Raw genomic sequence first — 23,097 nt, 5'->3', positions numbered from 1 at the left:
GACGGCGGGCGTTGCCGCAGCGGTAACGGCGGCGGCGGGCGCGGCCGGAGCCGCGGCATCCGCTACCGGCGCGGCGGGAGCCGCGGCATCCGCTACCGGCGCGGCGGGCGTCGTTGCGCCCTCGACGATGTTGCTGCCGTCACCGATACGGGCGACGGGTGCCCCGATGGGCACGAGCGCGCCGGCGACGACGAGCAGCTGCTCGAGAATGCCGTTATCGAAGGCTTCGAGGTCCATGGTGGCCTTGTCGGTCTCGATCTCGGCGAGTACGTCGCCCTTGTGGATCTCGTCGCCGACCTGCTTCATCCAGCGGCTGAGTTCGCCCTCCTCCATGGTGTCGGAGAGGCGGGGCATGATGACGTCGGGCATGGCCGGCTCCTACTTGTCGTTGGGGGTAGATGAAATGTTGAGGACCTCTCGCACGACCTTGGCAAGGTCGGCTGCGCTGGGCAGCGCGGCCTTCTCGAGGGCTTTGGCGTAGGGCAACGGCACCTCGGCGGCGGCGACGCGACGCACGGGGGCGTCGAGAAAATCGAACACGCCCTCGCTGATGGTCGCCGAGATCTCGGCGCCGATGCCGTAGCTGAGCCAGTCGTCTTCGAAGACCACGGCGTGGCCGGTTTTGCGAACGGAGGCGCAGATGGTGTCGCGGTCCAGCGGACGCAGACTGCGCAGGTCGACGACCTCGATCGAGAGGCCCTCGGCTTCGAGTTGATGCGCCACTTCGAGGGCGGTCGTAGTGCCACGCGAGTAGCTCACGATGGTGAGGTCCGTGCCGGTCTTAACGACCGCGGCCTTGCCGATTTCGGCGACCTGTTCGCCGTCAGGCACTTCGCCCTTGGCGCTGTACAGCGAGAGGTTCTCCAGAAAGATCACCGGGTCGTCGTCGCGAATCGCCGCGGTCAGCAGCGCCTTCGCGTCGGCCGGGGTCGACGGGGCGACCACCTTGAGCCCGGGAATGTGCGCGTACCAGACCTCGAGGTTTTGCGAGTGGGTCGCGGCCAGCTGCTGGCCGCCGCCGCCGGGCATGCGAATCACCAGCGGAATGGAGACCTGACCGGCGAACATCGAGCGCATCTTGGCGGCATGGTTCACGATCTGATCGATCGCGATGAGGCTGAAGTTGATGGTCATAATCTCGACCACCGGCCGCATGCCGAGCATCGCGGCGCCGAGGGCTGCTCCCACGAATCCCTCTTCGGCGATCGGGGCGTCGAGCACCCGCTCGGGTCCGAAGTCTTCGAGCAGCCCGGCGGTGATCTTGTAGGACCCCTCGAACACCCCGATCTCTTCGCCGACCAGAAAGACCTTCTCATCGCGTTCGAGCTCGGCTCGCAGCGTCTCGTTGAGGGCCTGGCGGTAGGTGATCGTGCGGGTTGTTGACTCTACGTTGGTATTCACAGTGCGTCCATAACGGGTTCTCCGGGCAAAGCGGATGGCGCATTCGCCACCGGGGTTGCGTAAACATATTTGAACAGGTCGGCCACGTCGGGTTCAGGGCTCTCGTCGGCGAAAACGACCGCCTCGGAGACGCGCAGGTCGGCGGCCTCGTCGATAGCGGCGGCATCCGCTTCAGTGAGCACGCCGGAAGCGATCAGTTCGGCGCGAAAGCTCGGTACCGGGTCGGACTGCTGGGCGATCGTCGTGTCTTCGGGCGAGCGGTAGCGGGCCGGATCGACCACGGAATGGCCGCGCAGCCGGTAGCACATGACCTCGAGCAGCACCGGCTGGCGCTGCTCGCGGGCCTGCTTGAGGGCGTCTCGGGCGGCGTCGCGCACCGCGAGCACGTCGTCGCCGTCGACCCGAATGCCGGGCATACGGTACGACGCGCCGCGCTTGTACAGCTCGGGTTCAGCGGATGCCTTCTCCACCGTCGTTCCCATGCCGAGGCCGTTGTTGACGATCACGTAGACGATCGGCAGCTTCCACAGGCCGGCCAGGTTGAGCGATTCGTGGAACGCGCCGATGTTGGTGGTGCCATCGCCGAGCAGGCACATTACCGCCGCAGCGTCGGGCCCTGCCGTTTCCTGGGTTTTCAAGGCGAGAGCCGCGCCGGTGGCCGGTGGAAGCTGCCCGCCGACAATGCCGTAGCCGCCGAACAGGCGCGTTTCTTCGTCGAACAGGTGCATCGAGCCGCCGCGTCCGCCGGAGACGCCGGTGACCTTGCCGAACAGCTCGGCCATGACGCGTTCGGGGGCAAGGCCGCGGAGCAGCGCATAGCCGTGGTCGCGGTATCCGGTGAACAGGTAGTCACGGGCCTCGATGGCAGCCATCAGGCCGACCACGGTGGCTTCTTCGCCGAGGTTCAGGTGGCAGTAACCGCCGATCTTGGCCCGGGCGTACATCTCGCTGGAGCGCAGCTCGAAGGCCCGCACCAGCGACATCCGTTCGTAATAGTCACGCAGGGTGTCAGCGGGTTCACCACCCGTTGACTCGACTACTGCCTTCGGTCGCGTGCGGGCTTTTGCCGCCATGTGGTCCCACTTCCTGCGTGTTTCGTTTGTTAAGACTATTACTTTGTGCTGAATAGTTTCCTTTCTAAGCGGTCAGCGGAAGGATCTACGGGAGAGTTGGGGTGAATTCGCGAATTCTGCGGCTGCCCAAAATGGGGGCACATAATGGAGTCATGGCCGCCCAACCCCCGAGTTACAAAACGCTCGCCAGTCTGAGCCGCATGAACCTGCTCTACCAGCTGCATAGCCGCGGAACGATGACCGTGAACGACCTCGCCGAAGCCGCTGGCCTGCACCCCAACACCGCCCGCGAACACCTCGACCGGCTGATCAACGACGGGTTCGTCACCTGTGCGCCCGAAGCTCGTGACAGCAAGGGTCGCCCGAAGGTGCTCTACAGCGCTGCCGGCGGGGTCAGCACCGAGCTCGGGTCTATTCGCGCTCGCAAGATCGAGGCCGCGCAGGAGCGCGCCGACCAGCTGCGACGGATGCTGCCCCTTCTGCCCGTAGGCCAGAGCGCGTTGGCCGGTTGCTCCGGTCCGGCCGCCCAGCGGCAACTCGATGCCCTCGACGACCATCTCGACCAGGCCGGCTTCGACGCGAGCGTCGCCGCAAGCGGCGAACAGCTCAACCTGCGCGACTGCCCGTACTCCGAGATGGTCAAGGACCACCCGGAGGTCTGCGGAGTGCACTATCGCCTGATCCAGGGCGTGCTCGAACAGGCCGACGGCCCGCTGCGCGCGATCGGCCTGAACCTCATCGACGCCCCACACCTCTGCGTGATCGACGTTGCTCCCCTCCCCGCTGAACGCGAGAGCGCAAAAAGTGCCCGATTGGACACCTCAAACGGGCACTTTTTGCGCTCTCGCGAACCGGGGTAAAACATTATTACCGGTGGTTTGCGGTTGTCGGCCTCGAAGGCAGCGGCTTAGCTCGTTCTGAGGGTGAGTGCCACTGCGGCATTCCCCGGCAGGCAAGGGGCAGCCGTGAAAACGCGCACAGGAACAACCAGCACCACCAGCAAGCCCGGCACCGACGGCCCGGTCGCCGACTCGCTGCTGAAGCTCGGCCGTTTTCTGCGCAGCTCAGAAACCAGCGAAGACCTGCGCAGCGTGTTCAAGACCGGCGGTCGCGCCGCCGACGCGTTCTACCGTGACCGCTGGACCCATGACAAAGAGGTGCGCTCGACCCACGGTGTGAACTGCACCGGCAGCTGTTCCTGGAAGGTGTACGTCAAGGACGGCATCATCACATGGGAAACCCAGCAGACCGACTACCCGAGCGTTGGCCCCGATTCACCCGAGTACGAACCGCGCGGCTGCCCCCGCGGCGCCGCGTTCAGCTGGTACACCTACTCACCCACCCGGGTGCGCTACCCCTACGTGCGCGGCGTACTGCTGAACCTCTACCGCGAGGCCAAGGCTCGCCTCGGCGACCCGGTGCTGGCCTGGGCCGAGATCACCGGTAACCCAGACACCGCCCGCCAGTACAAGAGCGCCCGCGGCCAGGGCGGCCTCGTGCGCGCCAGTTGGGACGAAGCGGCCGAGATCGTCGCCGCCGCCCACGTGCACACCATCAAGCAGTACGGGCCAGACCGGGTCGTCGGGTTCAGCCCGATTCCGGCCATGTCGATCGTGTCGCAGGGCGTCGGCAACCGGTTCATCTCGCTGCTCGGCGGCACCATGCTCTCGTTCTACGACTGGTACGCCGATCTGCCGGTGGCCAGTCCGCAGGTGTTCGGCGACCAGACCGACGTGCCGGAATCGGCCGACTGGTGGAACTCCAGCTACCTCATCATGTGGGGTAGCAACGTTCCCGTCACCCGCACCCCCGACGCACACTTTATGGTCGAGGCCCGCTACCGTGGCCAGAAGGTCATCACGGTTTCGCCGGACTACGCCGATAACTCCAAGTTCGCCGACGAGTGGCTGGCCGTGCACCCCGGCACCGACGGCGCCCTCGCCCTGGCCATGGGCCACGTCATTCTGAAAGAGTTCCTGGTCGATCGCCGCACCCCGCGTTTCGGCGAGTACATGAAAAAGTTCAGCGACTCGTCCTACCTGATCGCCCTCACCCCGCGCCAGGATGCCTGGGTTCCCGGCAAATTTCTGACGGCCGACGCGCTGCCCGGAACCGACGCATCCGTTTCGAGCGCCGCTTTCAAAACCGTCATGCTCGACGAGAACGGTGAGGCTTTCGTGCCGAACGGTTCGATCGGCCACCGGTTCAGCGAGGCCGACAAAGGCAAGTGGAACCTCGACCTCGAGGGTCGCGACCCGCTGCTCTCCATAGCGGATGCCCCGGACTACGACGGTGCATCCGTCGCGATCGACCTGCCCCGCTTCGACATCACGCCGGGTGCTGACAGCGTCGGTGAGCGCCACGCCGGTGCCGCCGGCATCGTGCGCCGTGGCGTGCCCGTGCGCGAGGTCGCCGGTGTGCTCGTGACGACCGTGTTCGACCTGCTTCTCGCGCAGTATGGCGTCGGCCGCGACGGCTTGCCAGGCGAATGGCCAACGGGCTACGACGACGCCTCCACGCCAGGCACCCCGGCCTGGCAGGAGGAGATCACCTCCGTGCCGTGGCAGGCCGCCGCGCGCATCGGCCGTGAATTCGCGCAGAACGCCGAGGACTCCGAGGGGCGTTCGATGATTCTGATGGGCGCCGGTACCAACCACTGGTTCCACTCCGACACCATCTACCGCGCCTTTCTCGCGCTCACCACCATGACCGGCTGCCAGGGCGTGAACGGCGGCGGCTGGGCCCACTACGTCGGCCAGGAAAAGGTGCGCCCGCTCACCGGCTACGGCCAGTACGCCTTCGGTCTGGACTGGGTGCGCCCGCCACGCCAGATGATCGGCACCGGCTTCTTCTACCTCGCCACCGACCAGTGGCGCTACGACGGCCTGAGCGCCGACACCCTCGCGAGCCCGCTCGGCGCCGGGATATTCAAGGGACGCACCACCGCGGACACCATGGTCGAATCGGCCAAGCGCGGCTGGATGCCGAGCTACCCCACCTTCAACCGCAACTCGCTCGACCTCGTCGACGACGCCGCGGCCGCGGGCGTAGAGCCCGCCGAATACGTCGTCGACTCGCTGAAGGACGGCTCGCTCGAGTTCTCCTGTGAAGACCCCGACGCGCCCGAAAACTTTCCGCGGGTGCTCGTGGTGTGGCGGGCCAACGTGCTCGGCTCCTCGGGCAAGGGCAACGAGTATTTTCTCAAGCACCTGCTCGGCGCGCCCTCCGCGGTGCGCGCCGTCGAATCCATGCCGGCTCGCCGCCCGAAGACCATGAAATGGCACGAAAGCGCGCCGGAGGGCAAGCTCGACCTGATGGTCACGAGCGACTTCCGCATGACTTCGACGACTATTTACAGCGACGTGGTGTTGCCGCCGGCCACCTGGTACGAGAAGAACGATCTCTCGACGACGGACATGCATCCGTTTATTCACTCGTTCAACCCGGCGATCGCGCCTCCGTGGCAGGCCAAGACCGACTTCGACATCTTTCACGTGCTTGCCGCGAAGATCTCAGAGATGTCGGTGAAGCACCTCGGTAAGCGCAAGGACCTCGTCGCGGCGCCGCTGCAACACGACACCCCCGACGGCATGGCCACCCCGCACGGCACCGTGCGCAGCGACCAGCCGCTCATTCCCGGGGTCACCATGCCCAAGCTCGTCGTCGTGGAACGCGACTACCCGGCGTTCGCCGCACAGCTCGGCGCGCTCGGGCCACTCACCGAAAAGCTCGGAATGGTCACCAAGGGCGTGAAATTCAACCCCGACGTGGAGGTCACCTACCTCGGCAAGAAGAACGGTCTGGTGCCGAGCGGACCCGCCGCCGGCCGCCCGCGCCTGTCGACGGCGATTCACGCCTGCGAAATGGTGCTTGCTCTCTCTGGCACCACCAACGGTCGCCTCGGCACGCAGGGTTTTCGGCAGCTCGAGGAACGCACCGGCGTCAAGCTGGCCCAACTGGCCAGCGACAACGAGGGCCGCCGCTTCAGCTACCCGGATGTTCAGGGCGCGCCGGTTCCGGTGCTCACCTCTCCGGAATGGTCGGGCTCAGAGCACGGTGGTCGCCGCTACAGCGCCTTTACCATCAACGTCGAGCACCTGAAGCCCTGGCACACCCTCACCGGCCGCCAGCACTTCTACCTCGACCACGACTGGATGATCGAGCTCGGCGAGCAGCTGCCCATCTTCCGGCCGCCGCTCGACATGCACCGCCTGTTCGACGACTCGATCGTCGGCGCGACCAGCGTCTCCAGCGCCGGGGCGACAGGCTCTGCCGGTCATGCCGAGGTTGCCGTGCGCTACCTGACGCCGCACTCGAAGTGGTCCATCCACTCCGAATACCAGGACAACCTGCTCATGCTCTCGCTCTCCCGCGGCGGCCCGACCATCTGGATGAGCCCGCAGGACGCCGACAAGATCGGCGTGCGCGACAACGAATGGATCGAGTCGTACAACCGCAACGGTGTCGTCGTGGCACGGGCTATCGTGTCGCACCGCATGCCGGAGGGGACGGTGTACATGTACCACGCGAAGGATCGCACCATCAACGTGCCGGTCGCCGAAACCAGCGGTATGCGCGGCGGAACCAACAACTCGCTCACGCGCATCCTCTTGAAACCGTCTCATCTGATCGGCGGCTACGCCCAGCTGTCGTTCGCCTTCAACTACCTCGGACCCACCGGGAACCAACGCGACGAGGTCACCGTGATTCGTCGTCGCAGCCAGAAAGTGGACTACTAATGCGTGTCATGGCCCAGATGTCGATGATCATGAACCTCGACAAGTGCATCGGGTGTCACACCTGCTCCGTCACCTGCAAGCAGGTGTGGACCAACCGCACTGGCGTCGAGTACGCCTGGTTCAACAACGTGGAGACGCGGCCCGGCATCGGCTACCCGCGCGAATACGAAAACCAGGAGAAGTGGAAGGGCGGCTGGGTGCTGGGTAGGCGCGGCCGGCTGCAGCTGAAGGCCGGCGGGCGGCTGAAGAAGCTCTCGCAGATCTTCAACAACCCCAACCTGCCGCAGATCGACGACTACTACGAGCCGTGGACCTACGACTACGACATGCTCACCACAGCCCCGGCCGGCACGCAAAGCCCGGTCGCACGCCCGAAGTCGCTCCTGACCGGCCAGAACATGGACATCAAGTGGTCGGGCAACTGGGACGACAACCTCGGCGGCTCGCAGGAAACGGCCGCCCAAGACCCCATTCTCGCCACGATGAGCGAGCACGTGAAGATGGAGTTCGAAGAGACCTTCATGTTCTACCTGCCGCGCATCTGCGAGCACTGCCTGAACCCCGCCTGCGTTGCGGCCTGCCCCTCCGGTGCCATGTACAAGCGTGAAGAAGATGGCATCGTGCTCGTGGACGAAGACGGATGCCGCGGCTGGCGCATGTGCGTCAGCGCCTGCCCCTATAAAAAGGTGTACTTCAATCACAAAACGGGCAAGGCCGAGAAGTGCACGCTCTGCTACCCGTTGATCGAGCAGGGCAAGCCCACCATCTGCTCCGAAACCTGTGTCGGACGTCTGCGTTATCTGGGCCTCATGCTCTACGACGCCGATGCTGTACTCGCAGCAGCCTCGATCGAAAACGATCAGGACCTGCTCGATGCGCAGCGTGCCTGCTTTCTCGACCCGTTCGACCCCGAGGTCATCGCCGCAGCCAAGGCGGAGGGCATGGCCGACGACTGGATCGAAGCGGCTCAGAACAGCCCCATCTTCAAGCTCATCTCCGAGTACGAGATCGCGCTGCCGCTGCACCCGGAATACCGCACCATGCCGATGGTCTGGTACATCCCGCCGCTCTCGCCGGTCGTCGACGTGGTCAGCAACTCCGGCAGCGACGGCGAAGACGCCCGCACCCTGTTCGCCGCGATCGACAAGCTGCGCATTCCGGTGGAATACCTCGCCGGACTGTTCTCGGCCGGCGACGTCGTTCCGGTCGAACTGTCACTGCGCAAGCTCGCCGCGATGCGGGCGTATATGCGCGACCTCAACCTCGGCAACGAGCCCGACGAGCGCATCCCGAACGCGGTCGGAATGACCGGGGAGAGCATCCAGGCCATGTATCGCCTGCTCGCGATCGCCAAGTACGAAGACCGCTACGTCATTCCGAAGGCGCACGTGGAGACCGCGCGGGAGCTCGAAGAACTCGGCTGCTCGCTCGACACCGACGGCGGCCCCGGCATGGGCGGGCCGGGAGCTGCCGGGCACTCGGGCCCCTACGGCAACACCGTCGGCATGCCGCTTGGCGCCACGGTCGACAACTACAACGAGATGACCGGCCGCGCCAGCCCGACCGCGCCGACCACTCCGGGCCGGGTCAACCTGCTCAACTGGAACGGCGGTGGGGTGCCCAAGGGCATGTTCCCGCCGGTAGCGGATGCCGGGAGTGCGGCATGAGCACCGCCACCCGTCTCCCCGCGGCACTCGCTGCGCGGGTGAACTTCGGCTTTCGGGCGCCGAAGATGGCCCCGCGGTTCATCGCCGCCGTGCCGTTGACGGCGGATCAGGGGGTCATCGCGCACATGGCGGCCTCGATTCTGCTGGACTATCCCACTCCAAAGCGGCAGCGGCAGTTTTCACTGGTGCGTTCAGGCGTTGTTGGCCTGCCCGACCCACTGCGGGCCGCGTTCGATGCGTTCTTCACGGGGATCGCCGGCTGGAATGAGCAGCAGCTCGAGACGCACTTCACCGCGACCTTCGACCTGAAACGCAAATGCTGCCCGTACCTCACCTACTACGCAGCCGGCGATACCCGTCGCCGCGGCATGGCGCTGGTGCGGTTCGTGGAGGCCTATCGGGCGGCCGGCTGGCAGGTTGACGCCGACGAACTGCCCGACTACCTGCCGATGGTGCTTGAGTTCTCGGCGCTGTCGGATTCGCCGATCGCGCAGGAACTGCTCTCAGCACACCGCGACGGCATCGAGGTGCTGCGCTCCGCCCTGGAGAAGTTCGACAGCCCCTACGCCCACCTGGTGGAGGCGGTGTGCCTGTCGCTGCCGATGATCGACGACGAGACTCGCGAACGCTATCTCAATCTGGTCAATGAAGGGCCGCCGACCGAGACGGTCGGCATGACCTACCTGGGCAATCTGAAACCGTTTTCCGCGCACGCAAACGAAGATGTCAGCCGATGACCGCCTGGGATTACCTGCTCTGGGTCGCTTTTCCCTACGCCGCAACGGGCGTGTTCGTGGTCGGCCACCTGCTGCGCTACCGCTACGACCAGTTCGGCTGGACCTCGCGGTCGAGCCAGACCTACGAGAACCGCCTGCTGCGCTGGGGCTCGCCCATGTTCCACTACGGCATTCTCATGGTGATCGGCGGGCACGTCGTTGGCCTGTTCATTCCCAAGCCGTGGCTGGAATTCTTCGGTGTGACCGAACACATGTATCACCTCGGTGCCACGTGGCTGGGCAGCTTCGCGGCCGTGCTCACCGTTGCTGGGCTCGCCATTTTGATCTACCGACGCCGCCTGACCAAGCGGGTGCTGCTGGTCACGACGGTGATGGACAAGGTCATGTACGTGTTCCTGGCCAGCACGATCACCTTCGGCACGACGGCCACCGTGCTGTACCAAATCTTCGGTGGGGGCTACGACTACCGAGGGTCGATCTCACCCTGGATTCGTTCGCTGTACAGCCTGCAGCCCGATCCGTCGCTCATGAGTGATGTACCGTTCTTCTTTCAGCTGCACGTGCTCACGGCGACCGCTCTGTTTCTGCTCTGGCCATTCACCCGGCTGGTGCACGTGTTCTCGGCGCCGCTCGGCTACCTCGTGCGCCCCTACGTGGTGTACCGTTCCCGCGACAACCCTCGTGGCGCCGGTTCGCGAGCACCACGTCGCGGCTGGGAGAAAAGCGAGCGCCCGCTGGAGCGCTCTAGAAAGTAGTCTCAGTTCATGGTGCGGATCAAGAGAGCGTATGAGGCGGCATCCGCTTCCGATGGATGTCGGGTGCTGGTTGATCGACTCTGGCCGCGCGGTGTCTCCAAGGAGAGCGCCGACCTTGATGAGTGGTTGAAAGAGGTCGCACCGTCACCGGCGCTCCGCACCTGGTGGAAGCACGACCCGAAGCGCATGGACGAGTTCGCCGTGCGCTACCGCGCTGAACTAGACGGCAATACCGAGACCCAGGCGGCCGTCGTGCAGCTTCGCGCGCTCGCCGCGGCCGGCGTGACGACCTTGATCTACGGAGCCAAGGACCCGCGGGTGAACCATGCGCGGGTGCTCGCCGAATACCTGCAGGAGAAGTAGACACACGAGGTCACATTCCGCTGGAAGGAATACTGGGCCCCGTTCCAGCCTTGGGGATAAAGGCGTCTGCACGCGGCGGTGGAATCTCAAGGGGCTCCCGTCTCGCGGGACCGGGGGCGTCAGTGTGACTCACGAATGACAATAGAAAGTGTCGAACCAGTGACTTCAGTAGTTCCCGTCAGTACCCGCGGCAGCAGATTTCCCAAATGGGTGCGCTCGTTCGGCGTTCAGATCATCGCTGCTCTCATCATCGGTCTGGGCCTCGGACTCGTGGCGAAATACACCGGCAGTACCGAGGCGAATCCCAACGGTCTCGGTGCGACCCTGAAAATTATCGGGTCGAGCTACGTCTCGCTGCTGCAGGCTGCCGTCGTACCGCTCATCTTCACGGCCGTGGTCAGTTCCATTGCGAACCTGCGCGAAGTGTCGAACGCGGCGAAGCTGGCCTGGAACACGCTTCTCTGGTTTGCTATCACCGCGCTGATTGCGGTTCTGATCGGCATCGGGCTGGGCGTTCTGGTGCGACCGGGAGCAGGAACGGGCATCACCGAGAATGCCGAATACACCGGCAAGACCGGGGACTGGTGGGCATTTTTGACCGGGCTCTTCCCGAAGAACTTCCTCGGACTCGGCGCCAATACCTCCGTCGTTGATGGCGTCGCGAGCACCACCGTCAACTTCAACGTGTTACAGATTCTCGTCATCGCCATCGTGGTGGGCATTGCCGCGTTGAAGGTGGGTAAAGCTGCCGAACCATTCCTGAATCTCAATGCGTCAGCCCTCGCGGTCATTCAAAAGGTGCTGTGGTGGATTATTCGCATCGCGCCGCTCGGCACGATCGGCCTGATCGGTAATGCCGTCGCGGTCTACGGCTGGGACACCATGGGATCGCTCGGCAAGTTCGCAGTCACCATCTACATTGGCCTGATCCTGGTGCTGTTCGTGGTCTACCCGGTGCTGATCAAGTCTCACGGTCTGTCCGTCAAGCAGTACTACTCCGGTGTCTGGCCGGCCGTTCAGCTGGGCTTCGTGTCGCGCTCATCCATCGGTACCCTTCCGCTGACGCAGCGCGTCACGGAGCGCAGCATGGGCGTACCGCGCGGATATGCATCCTTTGCTGTTCCGCTGGGAGCGACGACCAAGATGGATGGTTGCGCGGCTATCTACCCCGCCGTCGCCGCCATCTTTGTGGCACAGTTCTTCGGAATTCAGCTGGACTTCACCCAGTACCTTCTTATCGTTTTGGTCTCCGTATTGGGTTCTGCCGCCACGGCCGGCACCACTGGCGCCGTCGTCATGCTGACGCTGACCCTGTCAACGCTGGGTCTGCCGTTGGCCGGGGTTGGCCTTCTGCTGGCCATCGATCCGCTCATCGACATGGGTCGCACCGCCGTGAACGTGGCGGGACAGGCCCTCGTGCCCACGATCGTGGCCAAGCGCCAGGGCATCCTCGACGAGACGCTGTACAACGCCCCGCGAACCTCGCAGCCCTTTACGGACGATTCGGACGTCTCCATCGAATCGACGCCGACTGAGCGGGCTGAAGCTCGGGTCTAGCTCACCCGCGCTGGGTGGGGACCGAGGGGGCGCAAATCGATCTATAACCGGCCGTAAAAGGTCGATTTGCGCCCCCTCACGGCTGGTGCGTGGGCATCCGCTTGCCGCCGTCGTGAGCCAGGGCCGCTAGACCTGGTCGAGGGGGATCGACTCGTCGGCGAGGCGAGCAGGATCGACCGGCTCGTCCCGACGAATCAGAGCCTGAACGGTGTCATTGACGTCCCAGACGTTGACGTTCATGCCTGCGACGACGCGGCCGGCCTGCTGCCAGAACACGATGAACTCGCGGGAATCCCGGTTGCCGCGGTAGACCAGCTCGGCGCCGTCGGCCAATATGCCGAATCCGGAATATTCCATGCCGAGGTCGAACTGGTCGGTGTAGAAGTAGGGAATGGCATCGAACGAAACGCTCTGGCCGAGCATGGCTCGGGCCGCAGCCGAACCGCCGTTCAGGGCGTTCGCCCAGTGCTCACTGCGCAGTCGCGCTTTGATGAGCGGATGCTCCGCGTTGGCCACATCGCCCGCCGCAAAGACGTGGGGATCGCTGGTTTTCAGGCTCGCGCTGACCAGGATTCCATTGTCGACCGCGAGCCCGGCCTTCTGGGCAAGTTCGACGTTTGGAACCGCACCGATGCCCACCAGAACGAGGTCGGCCGGCACGGTTTCGCCGCCAGCCAGGAGCACTCCGGTCACCCGGCCATCCGTTCCGACCAGGCCGTCGACGGTCACGGAGCGGCGGATGACCACTCCGTTGCGCTCGTGCAGGCTCGCGAACATATCGCCGAGCTCGTCGCCGAGCGCCGCAGCAAGCGGTACCGGGCCGCGTTCCAGGATGGTGACCTCGTTGCCGAGTGTGCGGGCGGTCGCGGCGACCTCCATGCCGATCCAGCCGGATCCCACGACGACGAGCCGCTTGCCGCCGTCAGCCAGAACGGAGTGCAGCAGGTCGGAGTGGTCGAGGGTGCGCAGGTAGTGCACCCCGCCGAGGTTTGCACCCGGCACCGTCAGGCGTCGCGGCCGGGAGCCGGTGGTCAGGAGCAGTCGGTCGTAGCTCAGTTGCGCGCCGTCGTCGGTGTCGAGCAGGTGCGCGCCGAGGTCGAGGCTCACCGCGCGGGTGCCGGAGTGCAACTGCACCTCATGGTCGGGATACCAACTCGCACTCTGCACGAAGACTGAGTCGCGTTCGGCCGTGCCGGCCAGATAATCCTTCGACAGCGGCGGACGAATATATGGCGGGTGCTCTTCGGCTCCGATCAAGTGAATCTCCCCGTCGAAGCCTTCCTCTCGCAAGGCTCGGGCAGCGCTGGCCCCCGCAAGCGCTGCTCCCACGATGACAAAAATCTGCTGGCCCGCCATGACTGGTCCTTCCTCGGAGGTGTGCTCTTGACTGTACGAGAGTTTGCCCGCTGGGGCGCGGTGCAATCGTACCCGGGGAACTCAGTCGTGACGCGAGTTGCCGGGTGGAGGACGGTTTGCGCAGGCGGCGGGGAAGCATCCGTCTAAAAGTGGATGCCCCCGGTCACGACGGCGAGACCACGGTGTCGCAGCGCCAGCAGGCCGCGGGGAGCTCGCCGGAAACGTAGGCGCCGCACTCGGGGCAGACTTGCTCAAGCCAGCAGACCGGGTCGCCACCGATCGACTCGTCTTCTCTGGTCATCGTTGACCTCCTCGCTTCAGTATGACCCCCTGCTGGCAGGAAAAAACCCGAAGCCCCCCGCTGGAGGAGAAGGGGACTTCGGGTCGCTGGAGGGAGCGTTAGCTCGGGTTGGGTGCGCCGGGACGCGCGTAGTAGAACCAGGCCAGCCCGGTGCAGAGCACGCAGAACGCGGAGCAGCCGATGAAGAAGGCGGTCGGGCTCATGGCGGTGAGGGCCATGCCCACGATGAAGGGTCCGAATGCGGCGATCGCTGCGGTCCAGCCGATCGCGCCGCCGGCCTGCCGCTTGGGGAAGATCATCGGCATCTGCTTGAACGTTCCGGCGTTGGCCAGTCCGGAGAAGAAGAAGATGATGATCATGCCGGTGAGAAAGCCGTAGAACTCGTCAACACTCGTCGGAGTGAGAAAGAACACCGTGACGATCGTGCCGACCGTCATGCCCGCGCCGCCGATGAACGTGAAGATGGCGCCGCCGAACCGGTCACAGAGCGGGCCGCAGGCCGCGCGCACGAGGGCGCCGACCACCGGGCCGATGAAGGCGAACGCGAGCGGGTTGGGTGCATCCGGAAAGTCGCCGTAGACGTTGAGAATGATCAGGCCCATCTGCGCGGCCAGGCCGCTGAAGGCGCCGAAGCTCATGAGGTAGATGGCGGTCATGATCCAGGTGTGCTTGACCTTGAAGATGTCGAGCTGCTGACGAAAGTTGGCCTTGATCGGCACGCGCTTCAGAAAGAGCAGGGCGAGAATGACCGCGAGGATCACCCAGGGAATGAGCACGAGTCCGCCGTTGTGCAGCCAGACCAGTTCGCCGTTCGAGTCGCTCTCCGGGGTGAGGGCGGCGGTGCCGAGCAGACCGAAACCGACCACCCACGGGGTGAGCAGCTGAATCAGGCCGATGCCGAAGTTGCCGAGGCCCGCCTGCAGACCGAGGGCGGTTCCGGCCAGGCGCTTCGGGAAGAAATAGCTGGTCGAAGCCATAAAACCGGAGAAGCTGCCTCCTCCGATACCGGCCGCGAACGACAGCGCGAGCAGCACCCAGTAGGGGGTGGAGACGTCGCGGGCGACGAGGGTCCAGCCGATCATCGGCAGCAGGAGCAGCGCGCTGGACAGGGCGACGAGCACTCGGGTGCCGAGAATCGGCGGCAAGAACATGAAGACGAGCCGCAGCAGGCCGGCAGCGAGGCCGGGCAGCGCGACGAGCCAGTACAGCTGGCTGGTGCTCAGGTCGAAGCCGATGTCATTTAGCCGCGGGGCGATGGCGCTGACCAGGTACCAGGCCGCGAAGCCGAGGGTCATGCTGAAGGTAGTGATCCACAGGGTGCGCCAAGCGAGATGGGAATCCCACGTTTCCTCGTTCTCCGGATCCCAGTTGGAGAGGTCCGGCTTCAGCGTGGACGTGACGCGTGGGGGTGAGACGGTTGACATGTTTTCCTCGGCTGGTTGTCGGGCAAGCCGCCCGGTTCGTAACCAGCTTGTTCGCTCGAGGTTCGCGGTGCATCGAGCAAACACCGTGACAAATGATTCCAGCGGATGCCGATGGCTGGCGTGCGCCCCGCTGGGACCGCTCGTGGCACTCGTTCGCTCCGTTGGCACGTGTTCAAACCAGTGCCACGTTCCCCAATACGTGCCGTGACCCATCTGCTGGTGCCGCCACCCGTTGATCGAGCGTGCCGAGATCGCCGTCGTCCAATGCGACCCTGTCTGCGGTCGCCGGGGGGCGGCATCCGCTCGCCGCGGTACTGTGGAACGGTGAAAACTCAGCTCAAGCTCGGGGCCGAACTCGGGGCCGTCGTGATCACCGTGTCTGATCGCTGTTCGCGCGGCGAACGCGAAGATAGATCAGGCCCGGCCGCCGTCGATGCGCTGGGGGAGGTTGGCATTCCCTGCGGGCCACCGCGCGTAGTGCCCGACGGCATTGAGAGCGTGGCCGGGGCGATCTCGGGCGCGCTCGGCGACGGCGCTCGCCTCGTCGTGACGACCGGCGGCACCGGGGTCTCGTCGCGCGACCTCACCCCCGAGGGCACTGCCACGCTGCTGCACACGATTCTGCCGGGCATCTCCGAGCGGATGCGCGCCGTCAGCGTCGCGACGATCCCTACCGCCGTGCTCTCCCGCGGCATCGCCGGCATCGCCGATTCGGTCGGCAACAACGGCGCGCTGGTCGTGAACCTGCCCGGTTCGGCGGGCGCGGTGCGCGACGGTGTGGCCATTCTCGCGCCGCTGGTGCGGCACGTCATCGATCAGCTCGACGGAGGAGACCACTGATGGGCGCTGGCACCTCGGACCTCTCGGGTAACTCAGATGCGGCAGGGCTCGGCTTCGCCCGGGTGACCGAATCACGACTAGACGTCAGCGAGCACATTTCGGCCGTATCGGGCCGGTCGCACGGCGCAGTCGTGACCTTCATCGGCCAGGTGCGCGACCACGACCCGGATGCCACCGGCCGCGTCACGGGCCTCGATTACAGCGCGCACCCCGACGCTGAGCGCATTATCGGCGAAATCGCGGAAAGGATGCGGGCGCAGCATCCGCTCGTGGTTTTGGCGGTCAGCCACCGTATCGGACACCTCGACGTCGGCGACCTGGCCCTGGTGGCGGCGGTCGCGAGTGCGCACCGCGGCGTCGCTTTCGCGGCCTGCGAGAGCCTGGTCGAGGCCGTGAAGGCTGAGGTTCCGATCTGGAAGAAGCAGTATGAAGTCGACGGAACGCATTCCTGGGTCGGTTTGTAGCGTTTGTAGCCGGGTGGGTGTGCAGAACTGCGGAGACCTGCGCGAAATCGGCCGATTCAGCGCGCGATCAGGGGCATTCAGCGGAAATCTCCGCGGTTGTGAACGGTGCTCAGCCGCCGGCGAAGGGCGGCAGCACGTCGACCGCGTCGGTGGGCGCGAGCGGGACCGCGTCATCCGTGGCGCGCGTACCGTTCACGAGCAGGGAACACAGCCGGAGCACGCGCACGAACTCGCTGCCGTAGCGCTCACCGAGCTCGGCGCGGAGTTCGCCGATCGTGCCAGCCTTGAGCGTGGCCGTCTCCGTCTGGGCGGCTTCGGCAGCTCCGGCGAAGAAGCGCAGGGTCGCCATCACAGTTTTTCGGGTGCCCAGTCGCGGGCGAGTTCGCTCGCGGCGGCGCAGGCGGCTTCAATGTCGGCTCCGGTTCCACCGTTCTTCGCGGCGGCGAGCCCGATCAGAAAAGTGCTGAGCGGTGCGGCCGGCCGCGCCACATTGTGGGCGACGTCGCGTGCGACGTCGAGCAGATCGCCGACGGGAACGTCGGCCGGGTCAAGCTGGAGCCGATCGGCGAGTGCCGTGAGCCAGCCGTCGAGCGCTTCGGGAGGCAGCGGTGTTGAGCTCATTGGGGGTCACTCCTCGGGTTGGGCTGAATCTCGGTGAGACGTGCGGAACTTCTCTCAACATCTTGCCACGTGTCCACGTCGATTCCGGCTCCGGATTCGTCGAGCAGTCCCTTGAGGTTGAGTCCGGCGAGCAGCTGCCGCATGCTGGCGCCGTCGAGGCGGTCGCCCAGGCTTGCCACAGCAGCGCGCAGGGCGGTGCCGCGATAGATCCCGGCTAGCCACTGGGCGTGGCCGCTGCTGTCGATGAGATGCACACCGTCGCACTGCTCCCCGATGCTCTCGAAAGCGGATGCTGCCGCAACCAGCAGGCGCGCGGCATCCGCTCCCCGGGGCAGGTCGCAGGCGAGCACGAGCAGCCAATCGGCCGGTTCGTCGAAATGTTGCTCGCCCTGTGCGGCGAGCCCGGCCGCGATGCCAGCGACCGGTCCGCCATATGGCGGGTCTTCCAGTGCCCAGATGATTGCGGAGTCCGGTGTCGGCGCGGTGGGGGTTTGCGTCGCGGCGGCCCGAGCACTGGGCGGGCCGACCACGACCGTGTGGCGGGCGAGGGGACGGGCGTCGAGCACGCGGGAGAGGAGCGTGCGTCCGGCCACCTCGACCGCCGGCTTGAATGCGCCGCCAAGGCGGGTGCCGCGGCCGCCCGCGAGTACGATCAGGTCGGGTTGTACAGTCATGAGGCTTGGCGAGCGGATGGCCGCGCCCGATACTGGTGCGCGCTACGGTAACCGGCGTCGCGGTCAGCCGTTTCGGGCGCGCTCACGGTGGTGGCGGGTGCGGGGCATCCGTTTTGGGCGAAGAAATGCGTCATCAACGCAGGAGCAGACGCCGGCAGAGTCACGCGCGCAGCCAGTCGCCGCTCTTGCCGCCGCTCTTGGCGAGCAGGCGCACGTTCTCGATCGTGACCGATTTGTCGAGGCCCTTGACCATGTCAACCACGGCGAGGGCTGCGACCGAGACGGCGGTGAATGCCTCCATCTCGACACCGGTGCGGTCAGCGGTGCGCACTGTGGCTGTGATGCTCACCCGGTCATCCTCGACGACGAGGTCGACGACGGCGCCGTGCACGCCGATCACGTGGGCGAGGGGGAGCAGGTCGGCGGTCTTCTTGGCGCCCTGGATTCCGGCGATGCGGGCCACGGCGAGCACGTCGCCCTTGGGCGCGGTGCCGTCACGGAGGGCCGCGATCACGGTCGGGCCGCAGCGCACGAAGCCGGCGGCGGTGGCGCTGCGCACGGTGGGAACTTTGTTGGTCACGTCGACCATGCGGGCCTGTCCGGCCGAGTCGAGGTGGGTGAACAGCTGTGCGGGAACGGTCGCGCCGGCCGCGTCGGTGGTGTGCGTCATGATGTCAGCATGACAGTGACGCGGTCGCCGCCGCGAATGTGAGTCGTGTCTTCGGGCACGATGGCGAGTCCGTTGGCCTGCGCCAGGCCGGCGACGAGGTGCGAACCCGACCCTCCGCGGGAGGCTGGGCGTACTTCGGAGCGGATGCTGCCGGTGCTGGCACTCGTGCTCCCCTCGGCGGTGATGACGGCGGGTGCATGCTCGATCACGGTTCGGTGCGTCACGATCACGGGCATGTACTGGGCGCGTCCGGGCGGCGAGTTCCAGCCGTCGGCGACGGTGGCCGTGATCGTGCGGCGGTGCAGGGCCGGGTGGTCTGGTGACGGTTGATCGAGCGACGTGGCTATGGTGCCGACGGTAGGAGCCTCGGTGTCGGTGCGCATGGCCCCGTCGTTCGGTGCGGTCGCCGTTTCGTCTGCTGGGTCGATCGGGTCGGCGAGGCCATGGCCGAGCAGACGCCGCAGCGCCGGCCGCACGAACACCTCGAAGGACACGTACGCGCTCACCGGGTTGCCGGGCAGGGCGAAGATTAGCGGTCCGGGCACATCGCCCGTGGCGGGCCAGCGTCCGAAGCCCTGTGGCTTGCCGGGTTGCATCTTGACCGGGCCGAAATCCACAGTGCCGAGCGGTTTCAGTACGGCTTTGACCACGTCGTACGCTCCGACGCTCACACCGCCGGAGAGCACGATCACGTCGACCGTGCCGGCCAGCTCGGTCAGCAGGGCGCGCAGCACGTCGTCGTCGTCGGGCACGGCGCCGATCCGCACGGGAATACCGCCGGCCTCAGCGACGGCCGCCGAGAGCAGAAAGGAGTTGGAGTCGGGAATCTGGCCGCGGCGGGTCGGGCTGCCGGGGGTGACGAGTTCGCTTCCGGTGGAGATAACGGCCACGCGCGGAGCGGGGTGCACGAGCACCGAGCTGGTTCCGGCGCTCGCCGCTGCGGCGACCCGGGTGGGCCAGAGCACGCTGCCCGCGCGCAGCACCCGATCGCCCGCGTGGGCGTCTTCGCCGGCACGACGCACGTGAGCTGCGACATTGGGCGCTTGCACGATCGTGACCAGTTCGGTGCCCTGGTCGGTGTCTTCGATCGGTACGACGGCATCCGCTCCGTCGGGAATCGGCGCGCCCGTCATGATGCGCGCCACCTGCCCGGGAACGAGGCGTGGGTTCTCTGCGGTGCCGGCAGCGAGATCGGCGACGACCGGCAGGGTGATCGGATTCTGAGCGGATGCCCCCAGCAGGTCAGCGCGGATGACAGCGTAGCCGTCCATCGCGGAGTTGTCGAACGGAGGCGTGTCGGTCACCGTGAGCACGTCTTCGGCCAGCACCAGCCCGCGGGCGGCGTCGAGCTCGACCCGCACGGGCAGCAGCGGAGCCACGCTGCCGAGCACGACCGCGAGTTGCTCGGAAACGGTGCGCGCGGTCGCGGCGGGGGCACAGGCATCCGCTCGGTCGGGGTGTGCGTGATCGTTCTCTCGATGGCCGGACGTGACCTCGCGTGAATCGGAGGAGCCAGTCGCGTCGGTCGAAGCTGGAGCTTCCGAGGAGGCGGCGTGTCGTTCGTTGTCGGTCACCGCTCAGACCAGGCTGTCGGACTGGCTGGCACTGCCAGCGTCGTCGCGCGCCGAGGCGTGCCGCCCGGCCGGGGCGGGCTCTGGCGCGGCCCAGCGACTACCGAATCCGGGAGCTCGCCCGGCGGTGACGAGGTCATCCCAGGCGAGGATCCCTCCGGTGAACACCGACACATCGGTGAATCCGGCCTCACGCAGGGCGTTCGCGGCCCGCGCTGCCCGACCGCCAGCGTGGCAGTGCACAATCAGCGGCATGTCCGTCGGCAGCGCGGCGCGGCCGCTGGCCGACAGCACGCCGTCCGTCAACAGTTCGCCGAGCGGCAACAGTCGGGCTGTGGGAATCGAGCTTTCAGCGAATTCGCTCGGCTCGCGCACGTCCACGACGAGAAAGTTGTCGGTACCGGCGCCCTGGGCGACGAGGCGGTCGACGAGCTCGACGCTGGTGACCTCGGGGGTGCTGGTCATCGCCACTCGCGCGGCTTCCTCGGCTTGTTCGGCGGCTCGTTCGGCAGCGGTCGGCTCGGCGGCAATGCCGGTCCCGAGCAACGGAATCTCGCTGAACCGGCCCGACAACGCGTCGATCACGAGTACGCGGCCAATCAGCGGCGAGCCGATCCCGGTGATGAGCTTGATGGTTTCGGTCGCCATGAGCGACCCGACCTGGCCACACAGCGCGCCGAGCACACCCGCGTCGGCGCAGTTCGGCACTTCGCCCGCGGCTGGCGGCGTGGGAAACAGATCGCGCAGGTGCACACCGGTCACGCCGGAACCCTCCGGCGGAGTGGCCCAGAACACCGAGAGCTGGGCGTCGAATCGCAAAACGGATGCCCACACCAGTGGCAGCCTGAGCCGCGCGCAGGTGTCGTTCACGAGGAACCGGGTCGGAAAGTTGTCGGTGCCATCGATGACCACGTCGTAGCCGCCGATGATCTCGGCTGCGTTGGCCGCGACGAGGCGTTCGGCGTGCCGAACGACCCTGGTCTCGGGGGCGATCTCAATGATGCGCTCGGCGGCGCTGTCTACCTTCGGGCGGCCGACATCCGCTAGCCCGTGGGCAATTTGGCGCTGCAGGTTGCTGGGTTCCACGTCGTCGCCGTCGACGATGCCGATGGTGCCGACGCCGGCCGCGGCCAGGTAGAGCAGGGCGGGCGAGCCGAGCCCGCCGGCGCCGAGCACGAGCACCCGGGCGTTGGCGAGGCGGCGCTGGCCGAGTTCATTGAGCTGGGGGAGGCGACGCTGCCGGGCAGTACGCGCGGATTCGGACGCGCTGAGCTGATCAACGGGCTCAACAAGGGGAGGAATAGCCATGGCTTAACGCTAGGCGCTGCGGGGCCTCGCGGCCACCCGCATCCGTTCATCGGTGTTCCACCGGCATAACTCCTGCAATTTCTCGAGGCCCGAGCCGACAGGCCCCTGTTTCAGCGGGAGTCGAGACCGCCGGCGAGCAATGTGCAGGAGTTATGACGGATGCCTCGGTGGCTAAATCAGAAAATCGTCGGCCGGATGAGCCCAGGCAGCCTCAACGTGGCAGGTTCGACCGGGATTTCCTGAAGTAGCCACGGGCGCCGGGGACACCGTTCAACAGACAGGCTGCCCAAACCGCAGATGCGGTGCTATTGTGCCATTTATGACGCAATATCGGATCAGTGAGGCCGCCGAGTTGCTCGGTGTCAGCGATGACACCGTGCGACGCTGGGTAGACGGTGGCCGTCTCGCAGCGGATGCCGACGCATCCGGTCGTCTCGCCGTCGATGGAGCCGCGCTCGCCGCCTTCGCCGTCGACCAAGCGAGTACCCCGACCGACCCGTCCACAGTGGGCCGCAGCGCCCGCAACCGGTTTGTCGGCATCGTCACCGCCATCACCACGGACACGGTCATGGCCCAGGTCGAGTTGCAGTGTGGCCCGCACCGCGTCGTCTCGCTCATGTCGAGCGAGGCCGTGCGCGAACTCGGCCTCGAGATCGGCTCGCTCAGCGTGGCCGTGATCAAGGCCACCAACGTGATCGTCGAAACTCCGGGACGGATGCTGTGACCCGCCTGGCCCTCGCCGCCCTGGCCGTGCTCGCCCTGGTCCTCACCGGCTGCGCGCCGTCAACCGCCCCGGGTATCGCCGCTGCCAGCGCGACCGCAGACCAAACCCTCACTGTCTACGCGGCCGCCTCCCTCAACCCGGCCTTCGACGAGCTCGCCACCCTGCTGGAGAAGCAGAACCCTGGCGTCGACGTGCAGGTCACCTACGACGGATCCTCCACCCTCGCTACCCAGATCGAGGCCGGCGCCCCCGCCGACGTGTTCGCGAGCGCCGACCAGAAGAACATGCAGCCGCTGGCCGACGGCGGGCTCACCGGCCCGGCCACCCTATTCGCCGGCAACACGCTTCGCATCGCGGTCGCCCCCGGCAACCCGCTGGGCATCGAGAACCTCGAAGATCTCGCCCGCTCCGGTGTGATCACCGTGCTGTGCGCGGCGCAGGTGCCGTGTGGGGCGGCATCCGCTACCCTGCTCGCCAATGCTGGGGTCATTCTCACGCCCGCGAGTGAGGAGCAGAATGTGACGGCTGTCGTCACTAAGGTCGCCAGCGGCGAAGCGGATGCCGGCCTCGTCTACGCGACGGACGTCGCCGCGAACCCCGGCCGCATCGAGGGCGTGACCCCGGCCGGAGCGGACGCGGTCGTCGGGCACTATCCGATCGCCGTCGTCAAGGAGAGTGCGCACGCTGAGACCGCCCAGGCCTTCGTCGACCTCGTGCTCTCGCCCGCCGGGCAGGCCGTGCTGGCCGCCCACGGTTTTCTCGCTCCGTGAGGGTTCTTCTGCCCTGCCGCCCAGGCATCCGCGGGACACCGGGCCCACCTTGTGGCCACGGGCCCAGTTTAGAAACTGGGCC

Annotated in this window: 23 protein-coding genes; 11 read left to right on the top strand and 12 right to left on the bottom strand. The window is 66.4% G+C overall.

What is annotated here, in order from left to right:
* The 3 genes from E3T29_RS11025 to pdhA form a co-directional block, all read right to left on the bottom strand.
* On the bottom strand, positions 1-369 hold a 369-nt coding region (locus E3T29_RS11025; protein WP_304997027.1), incomplete at its 3' end, for a biotin/lipoyl-containing protein.
* Positions 370-378: 9 nt separating this feature from the next.
* Positions 379-1,401 carry an alpha-ketoacid dehydrogenase subunit beta gene (locus E3T29_RS11020; protein ID WP_241987765.1) on the bottom strand — a complete coding sequence of 341 codons (1,023 nt, stop codon included), beginning with the start codon at positions 1,399-1,401 and terminating at the stop codon, positions 379-381.
* Positions 1,398-2,474 carry a pyruvate dehydrogenase (acetyl-transferring) E1 component subunit alpha gene (gene pdhA / locus E3T29_RS11015; protein WP_092340351.1) on the bottom strand — a complete coding sequence of 359 codons (1,077 nt, stop codon included), beginning with the start codon at positions 2,472-2,474 and terminating at the stop codon, positions 1,398-1,400. Before pdhA ends, E3T29_RS11020 begins: the two co-directional genes overlap by 4 nt.
* A 152-nt stretch (positions 2,475-2,626) precedes the next feature.
* Between pdhA and E3T29_RS11010 the strand changes: the two genes are divergently transcribed.
* The 7 genes from E3T29_RS11010 to E3T29_RS10980 all read left to right on the top strand — a co-directional run bounded on the left by E3T29_RS11010 (position 2,627) and on the right by E3T29_RS10980 (position 12,292).
* On the top strand, positions 2,627-3,334 hold the full coding sequence (locus tag E3T29_RS11010; RefSeq protein WP_166789832.1) for a metalloregulator ArsR/SmtB family transcription factor: 708 nt from the start codon (positions 2,627-2,629) through the stop codon (positions 3,332-3,334).
* Positions 3,335-3,439: 105 nt separating this feature from the next.
* Entirely contained in the window at positions 3,440-7,213 is a 3,774-nt protein-coding gene (locus tag E3T29_RS11005; RefSeq protein WP_134345464.1) for a nitrate reductase subunit alpha, read from the top strand.
* The gene (narH, locus tag E3T29_RS11000; RefSeq protein WP_134345463.1) at positions 7,213-8,880 is read left to right on the top strand and encodes a nitrate reductase subunit beta; all 1,668 of its coding nucleotides are present in this window, start codon (positions 7,213-7,215) and stop codon (positions 8,878-8,880) included. The genes E3T29_RS11005 and narH overlap by 1 nt, the downstream gene beginning before the upstream one ends.
* The gene (narJ, locus tag E3T29_RS10995) at positions 8,877-9,617 is read left to right on the top strand and encodes a nitrate reductase molybdenum cofactor assembly chaperone (RefSeq protein WP_241987764.1); all 741 of its coding nucleotides are present in this window, start codon (positions 8,877-8,879) and stop codon (positions 9,615-9,617) included. The genes narH and narJ overlap by 4 nt, the downstream gene beginning before the upstream one ends.
* Positions 9,614-10,372 carry a respiratory nitrate reductase subunit gamma gene (gene narI / locus E3T29_RS10990; RefSeq protein WP_134345462.1) on the top strand — a complete coding sequence of 253 codons (759 nt, stop codon included), beginning with the start codon at positions 9,614-9,616 and terminating at the stop codon, positions 10,370-10,372. The genes narJ and narI overlap by 4 nt, the downstream gene beginning before the upstream one ends.
* A 9-nt stretch (positions 10,373-10,381) precedes the next feature.
* The gene (locus E3T29_RS10985) at positions 10,382-10,735 is read left to right on the top strand and encodes a DUF488 domain-containing protein (RefSeq protein WP_134345461.1); all 354 of its coding nucleotides are present in this window, start codon (positions 10,382-10,384) and stop codon (positions 10,733-10,735) included.
* A 135-nt stretch (positions 10,736-10,870) separates the two neighbouring features.
* Positions 10,871-12,292, top strand: a complete 1,422-nt coding sequence (locus E3T29_RS10980; RefSeq protein WP_134345460.1) for a dicarboxylate/amino acid:cation symporter — start codon at positions 10,871-10,873, stop codon at positions 12,290-12,292.
* 126 nt (positions 12,293-12,418) lie between these two features.
* On the opposite strand, the gene E3T29_RS10975 is transcribed toward E3T29_RS10980, so the two are convergent.
* From E3T29_RS10975 to E3T29_RS10970, 3 genes are all read right to left on the bottom strand, one after another.
* Entirely contained in the window at positions 12,419-13,648 is a 1,230-nt protein-coding gene (locus E3T29_RS10975; RefSeq protein ID WP_134345459.1) for an NAD(P)/FAD-dependent oxidoreductase, read from the bottom strand.
* Between the two features lie 163 nt (positions 13,649-13,811).
* On the bottom strand, positions 13,812-13,949 hold the full coding sequence (locus tag E3T29_RS19670) for a hypothetical protein (RefSeq protein WP_166789833.1): 138 nt from the start codon (positions 13,947-13,949) through the stop codon (positions 13,812-13,814).
* Positions 13,950-14,047: 98 nt separating this feature from the next.
* Positions 14,048-15,373 carry an MFS transporter gene (locus E3T29_RS10970; protein ID WP_134345458.1) on the bottom strand — a complete coding sequence of 442 codons (1,326 nt, stop codon included), beginning with the start codon at positions 15,371-15,373 and terminating at the stop codon, positions 14,048-14,050.
* Positions 15,374-15,697: 324 nt separating this feature from the next.
* Here E3T29_RS10970 and E3T29_RS10965 point away from each other — a divergent pair, with 324 nt between their 5' ends.
* Positions 15,698-16,213 (top strand): molybdenum cofactor biosynthesis protein B, encoded by a 516-nt coding sequence (locus tag E3T29_RS10965; RefSeq protein WP_241987763.1) that lies wholly within the window; start codon positions 15,698-15,700, stop codon positions 16,211-16,213.
* On the top strand, positions 16,213-16,677 hold the full coding sequence (locus E3T29_RS10960; protein ID WP_092340341.1) for a molybdenum cofactor biosynthesis protein MoaE: 465 nt from the start codon (positions 16,213-16,215) through the stop codon (positions 16,675-16,677). Before E3T29_RS10965 ends, E3T29_RS10960 begins: the two co-directional genes overlap by 1 nt.
* Positions 16,678-16,786: 109 nt before the next feature.
* On the opposite strand, the gene E3T29_RS10955 is transcribed toward E3T29_RS10960, so the two are convergent.
* The 6 genes from E3T29_RS10955 to E3T29_RS10930 form a co-directional block, all read right to left on the bottom strand.
* On the bottom strand, positions 16,787-17,026 hold the full coding sequence (locus tag E3T29_RS10955; RefSeq protein WP_134345456.1) for a MoaD/ThiS family protein: 240 nt from the start codon (positions 17,024-17,026) through the stop codon (positions 16,787-16,789).
* A complete protein-coding gene (locus tag E3T29_RS10950) occupies positions 17,026-17,298 on the bottom strand; it encodes a DUF6457 domain-containing protein (RefSeq protein ID WP_092340339.1) in 273 nt (90 codons plus the stop codon). The genes E3T29_RS10955 and E3T29_RS10950 overlap by 1 nt, the downstream gene beginning before the upstream one ends.
* Complete coding sequence (locus E3T29_RS10945; protein WP_134345455.1) at positions 17,295-17,972, bottom strand: molybdenum cofactor guanylyltransferase; 678 nt, start codon at positions 17,970-17,972, stop codon at positions 17,295-17,297. The genes E3T29_RS10950 and E3T29_RS10945 overlap by 4 nt, the downstream gene beginning before the upstream one ends.
* Positions 17,973-18,132: 160 nt before the next feature.
* Positions 18,133-18,642, bottom strand: coding sequence for a cyclic pyranopterin monophosphate synthase MoaC (gene moaC / locus E3T29_RS10940; protein ID WP_134345454.1), 510 nt, complete (start codon positions 18,640-18,642; stop codon positions 18,133-18,135).
* Entirely contained in the window at positions 18,639-20,216 is a 1,578-nt protein-coding gene (glp, locus tag E3T29_RS10935; RefSeq protein ID WP_134345453.1) for a gephyrin-like molybdotransferase Glp, read from the bottom strand. The genes moaC and glp overlap by 4 nt, the downstream gene beginning before the upstream one ends.
* 3 nt (positions 20,217-20,219) lie before the next feature.
* Positions 20,220-21,521, bottom strand: a complete 1,302-nt coding sequence (locus tag E3T29_RS10930; RefSeq protein ID WP_134345452.1) for a ThiF family adenylyltransferase — start codon at positions 21,519-21,521, stop codon at positions 20,220-20,222.
* A gap of 319 nt (positions 21,522-21,840) precedes the next feature.
* On the opposite strand from E3T29_RS10930, the gene E3T29_RS10925 reads away from it, so the two are divergent.
* Both E3T29_RS10925 and modA read left to right on the top strand, forming a co-directional pair.
* Positions 21,841-22,245 (top strand): molybdopterin-binding protein, encoded by a 405-nt coding sequence (locus E3T29_RS10925; protein ID WP_092340334.1) that lies wholly within the window; start codon positions 21,841-21,843, stop codon positions 22,243-22,245.
* A complete protein-coding gene (modA, locus tag E3T29_RS10920) occupies positions 22,242-23,015 on the top strand; it encodes a molybdate ABC transporter substrate-binding protein (RefSeq protein WP_134345451.1) in 774 nt (257 codons plus the stop codon). Before E3T29_RS10925 ends, modA begins: the two co-directional genes overlap by 4 nt.
* Positions 23,016-23,097 lie beyond the last annotated feature (82 nt).

This window comes from Cryobacterium sp. TMT1-66-1 (genome assembly GCF_004403435.1).
In the GTDB taxonomy this organism is placed as follows: Bacteria; Actinomycetota; Actinomycetes; order Actinomycetales; family Microbacteriaceae; genus Cryobacterium; species Cryobacterium flavum.
This window is presented reverse-complemented; position numbering and strand designations above follow the sequence as displayed.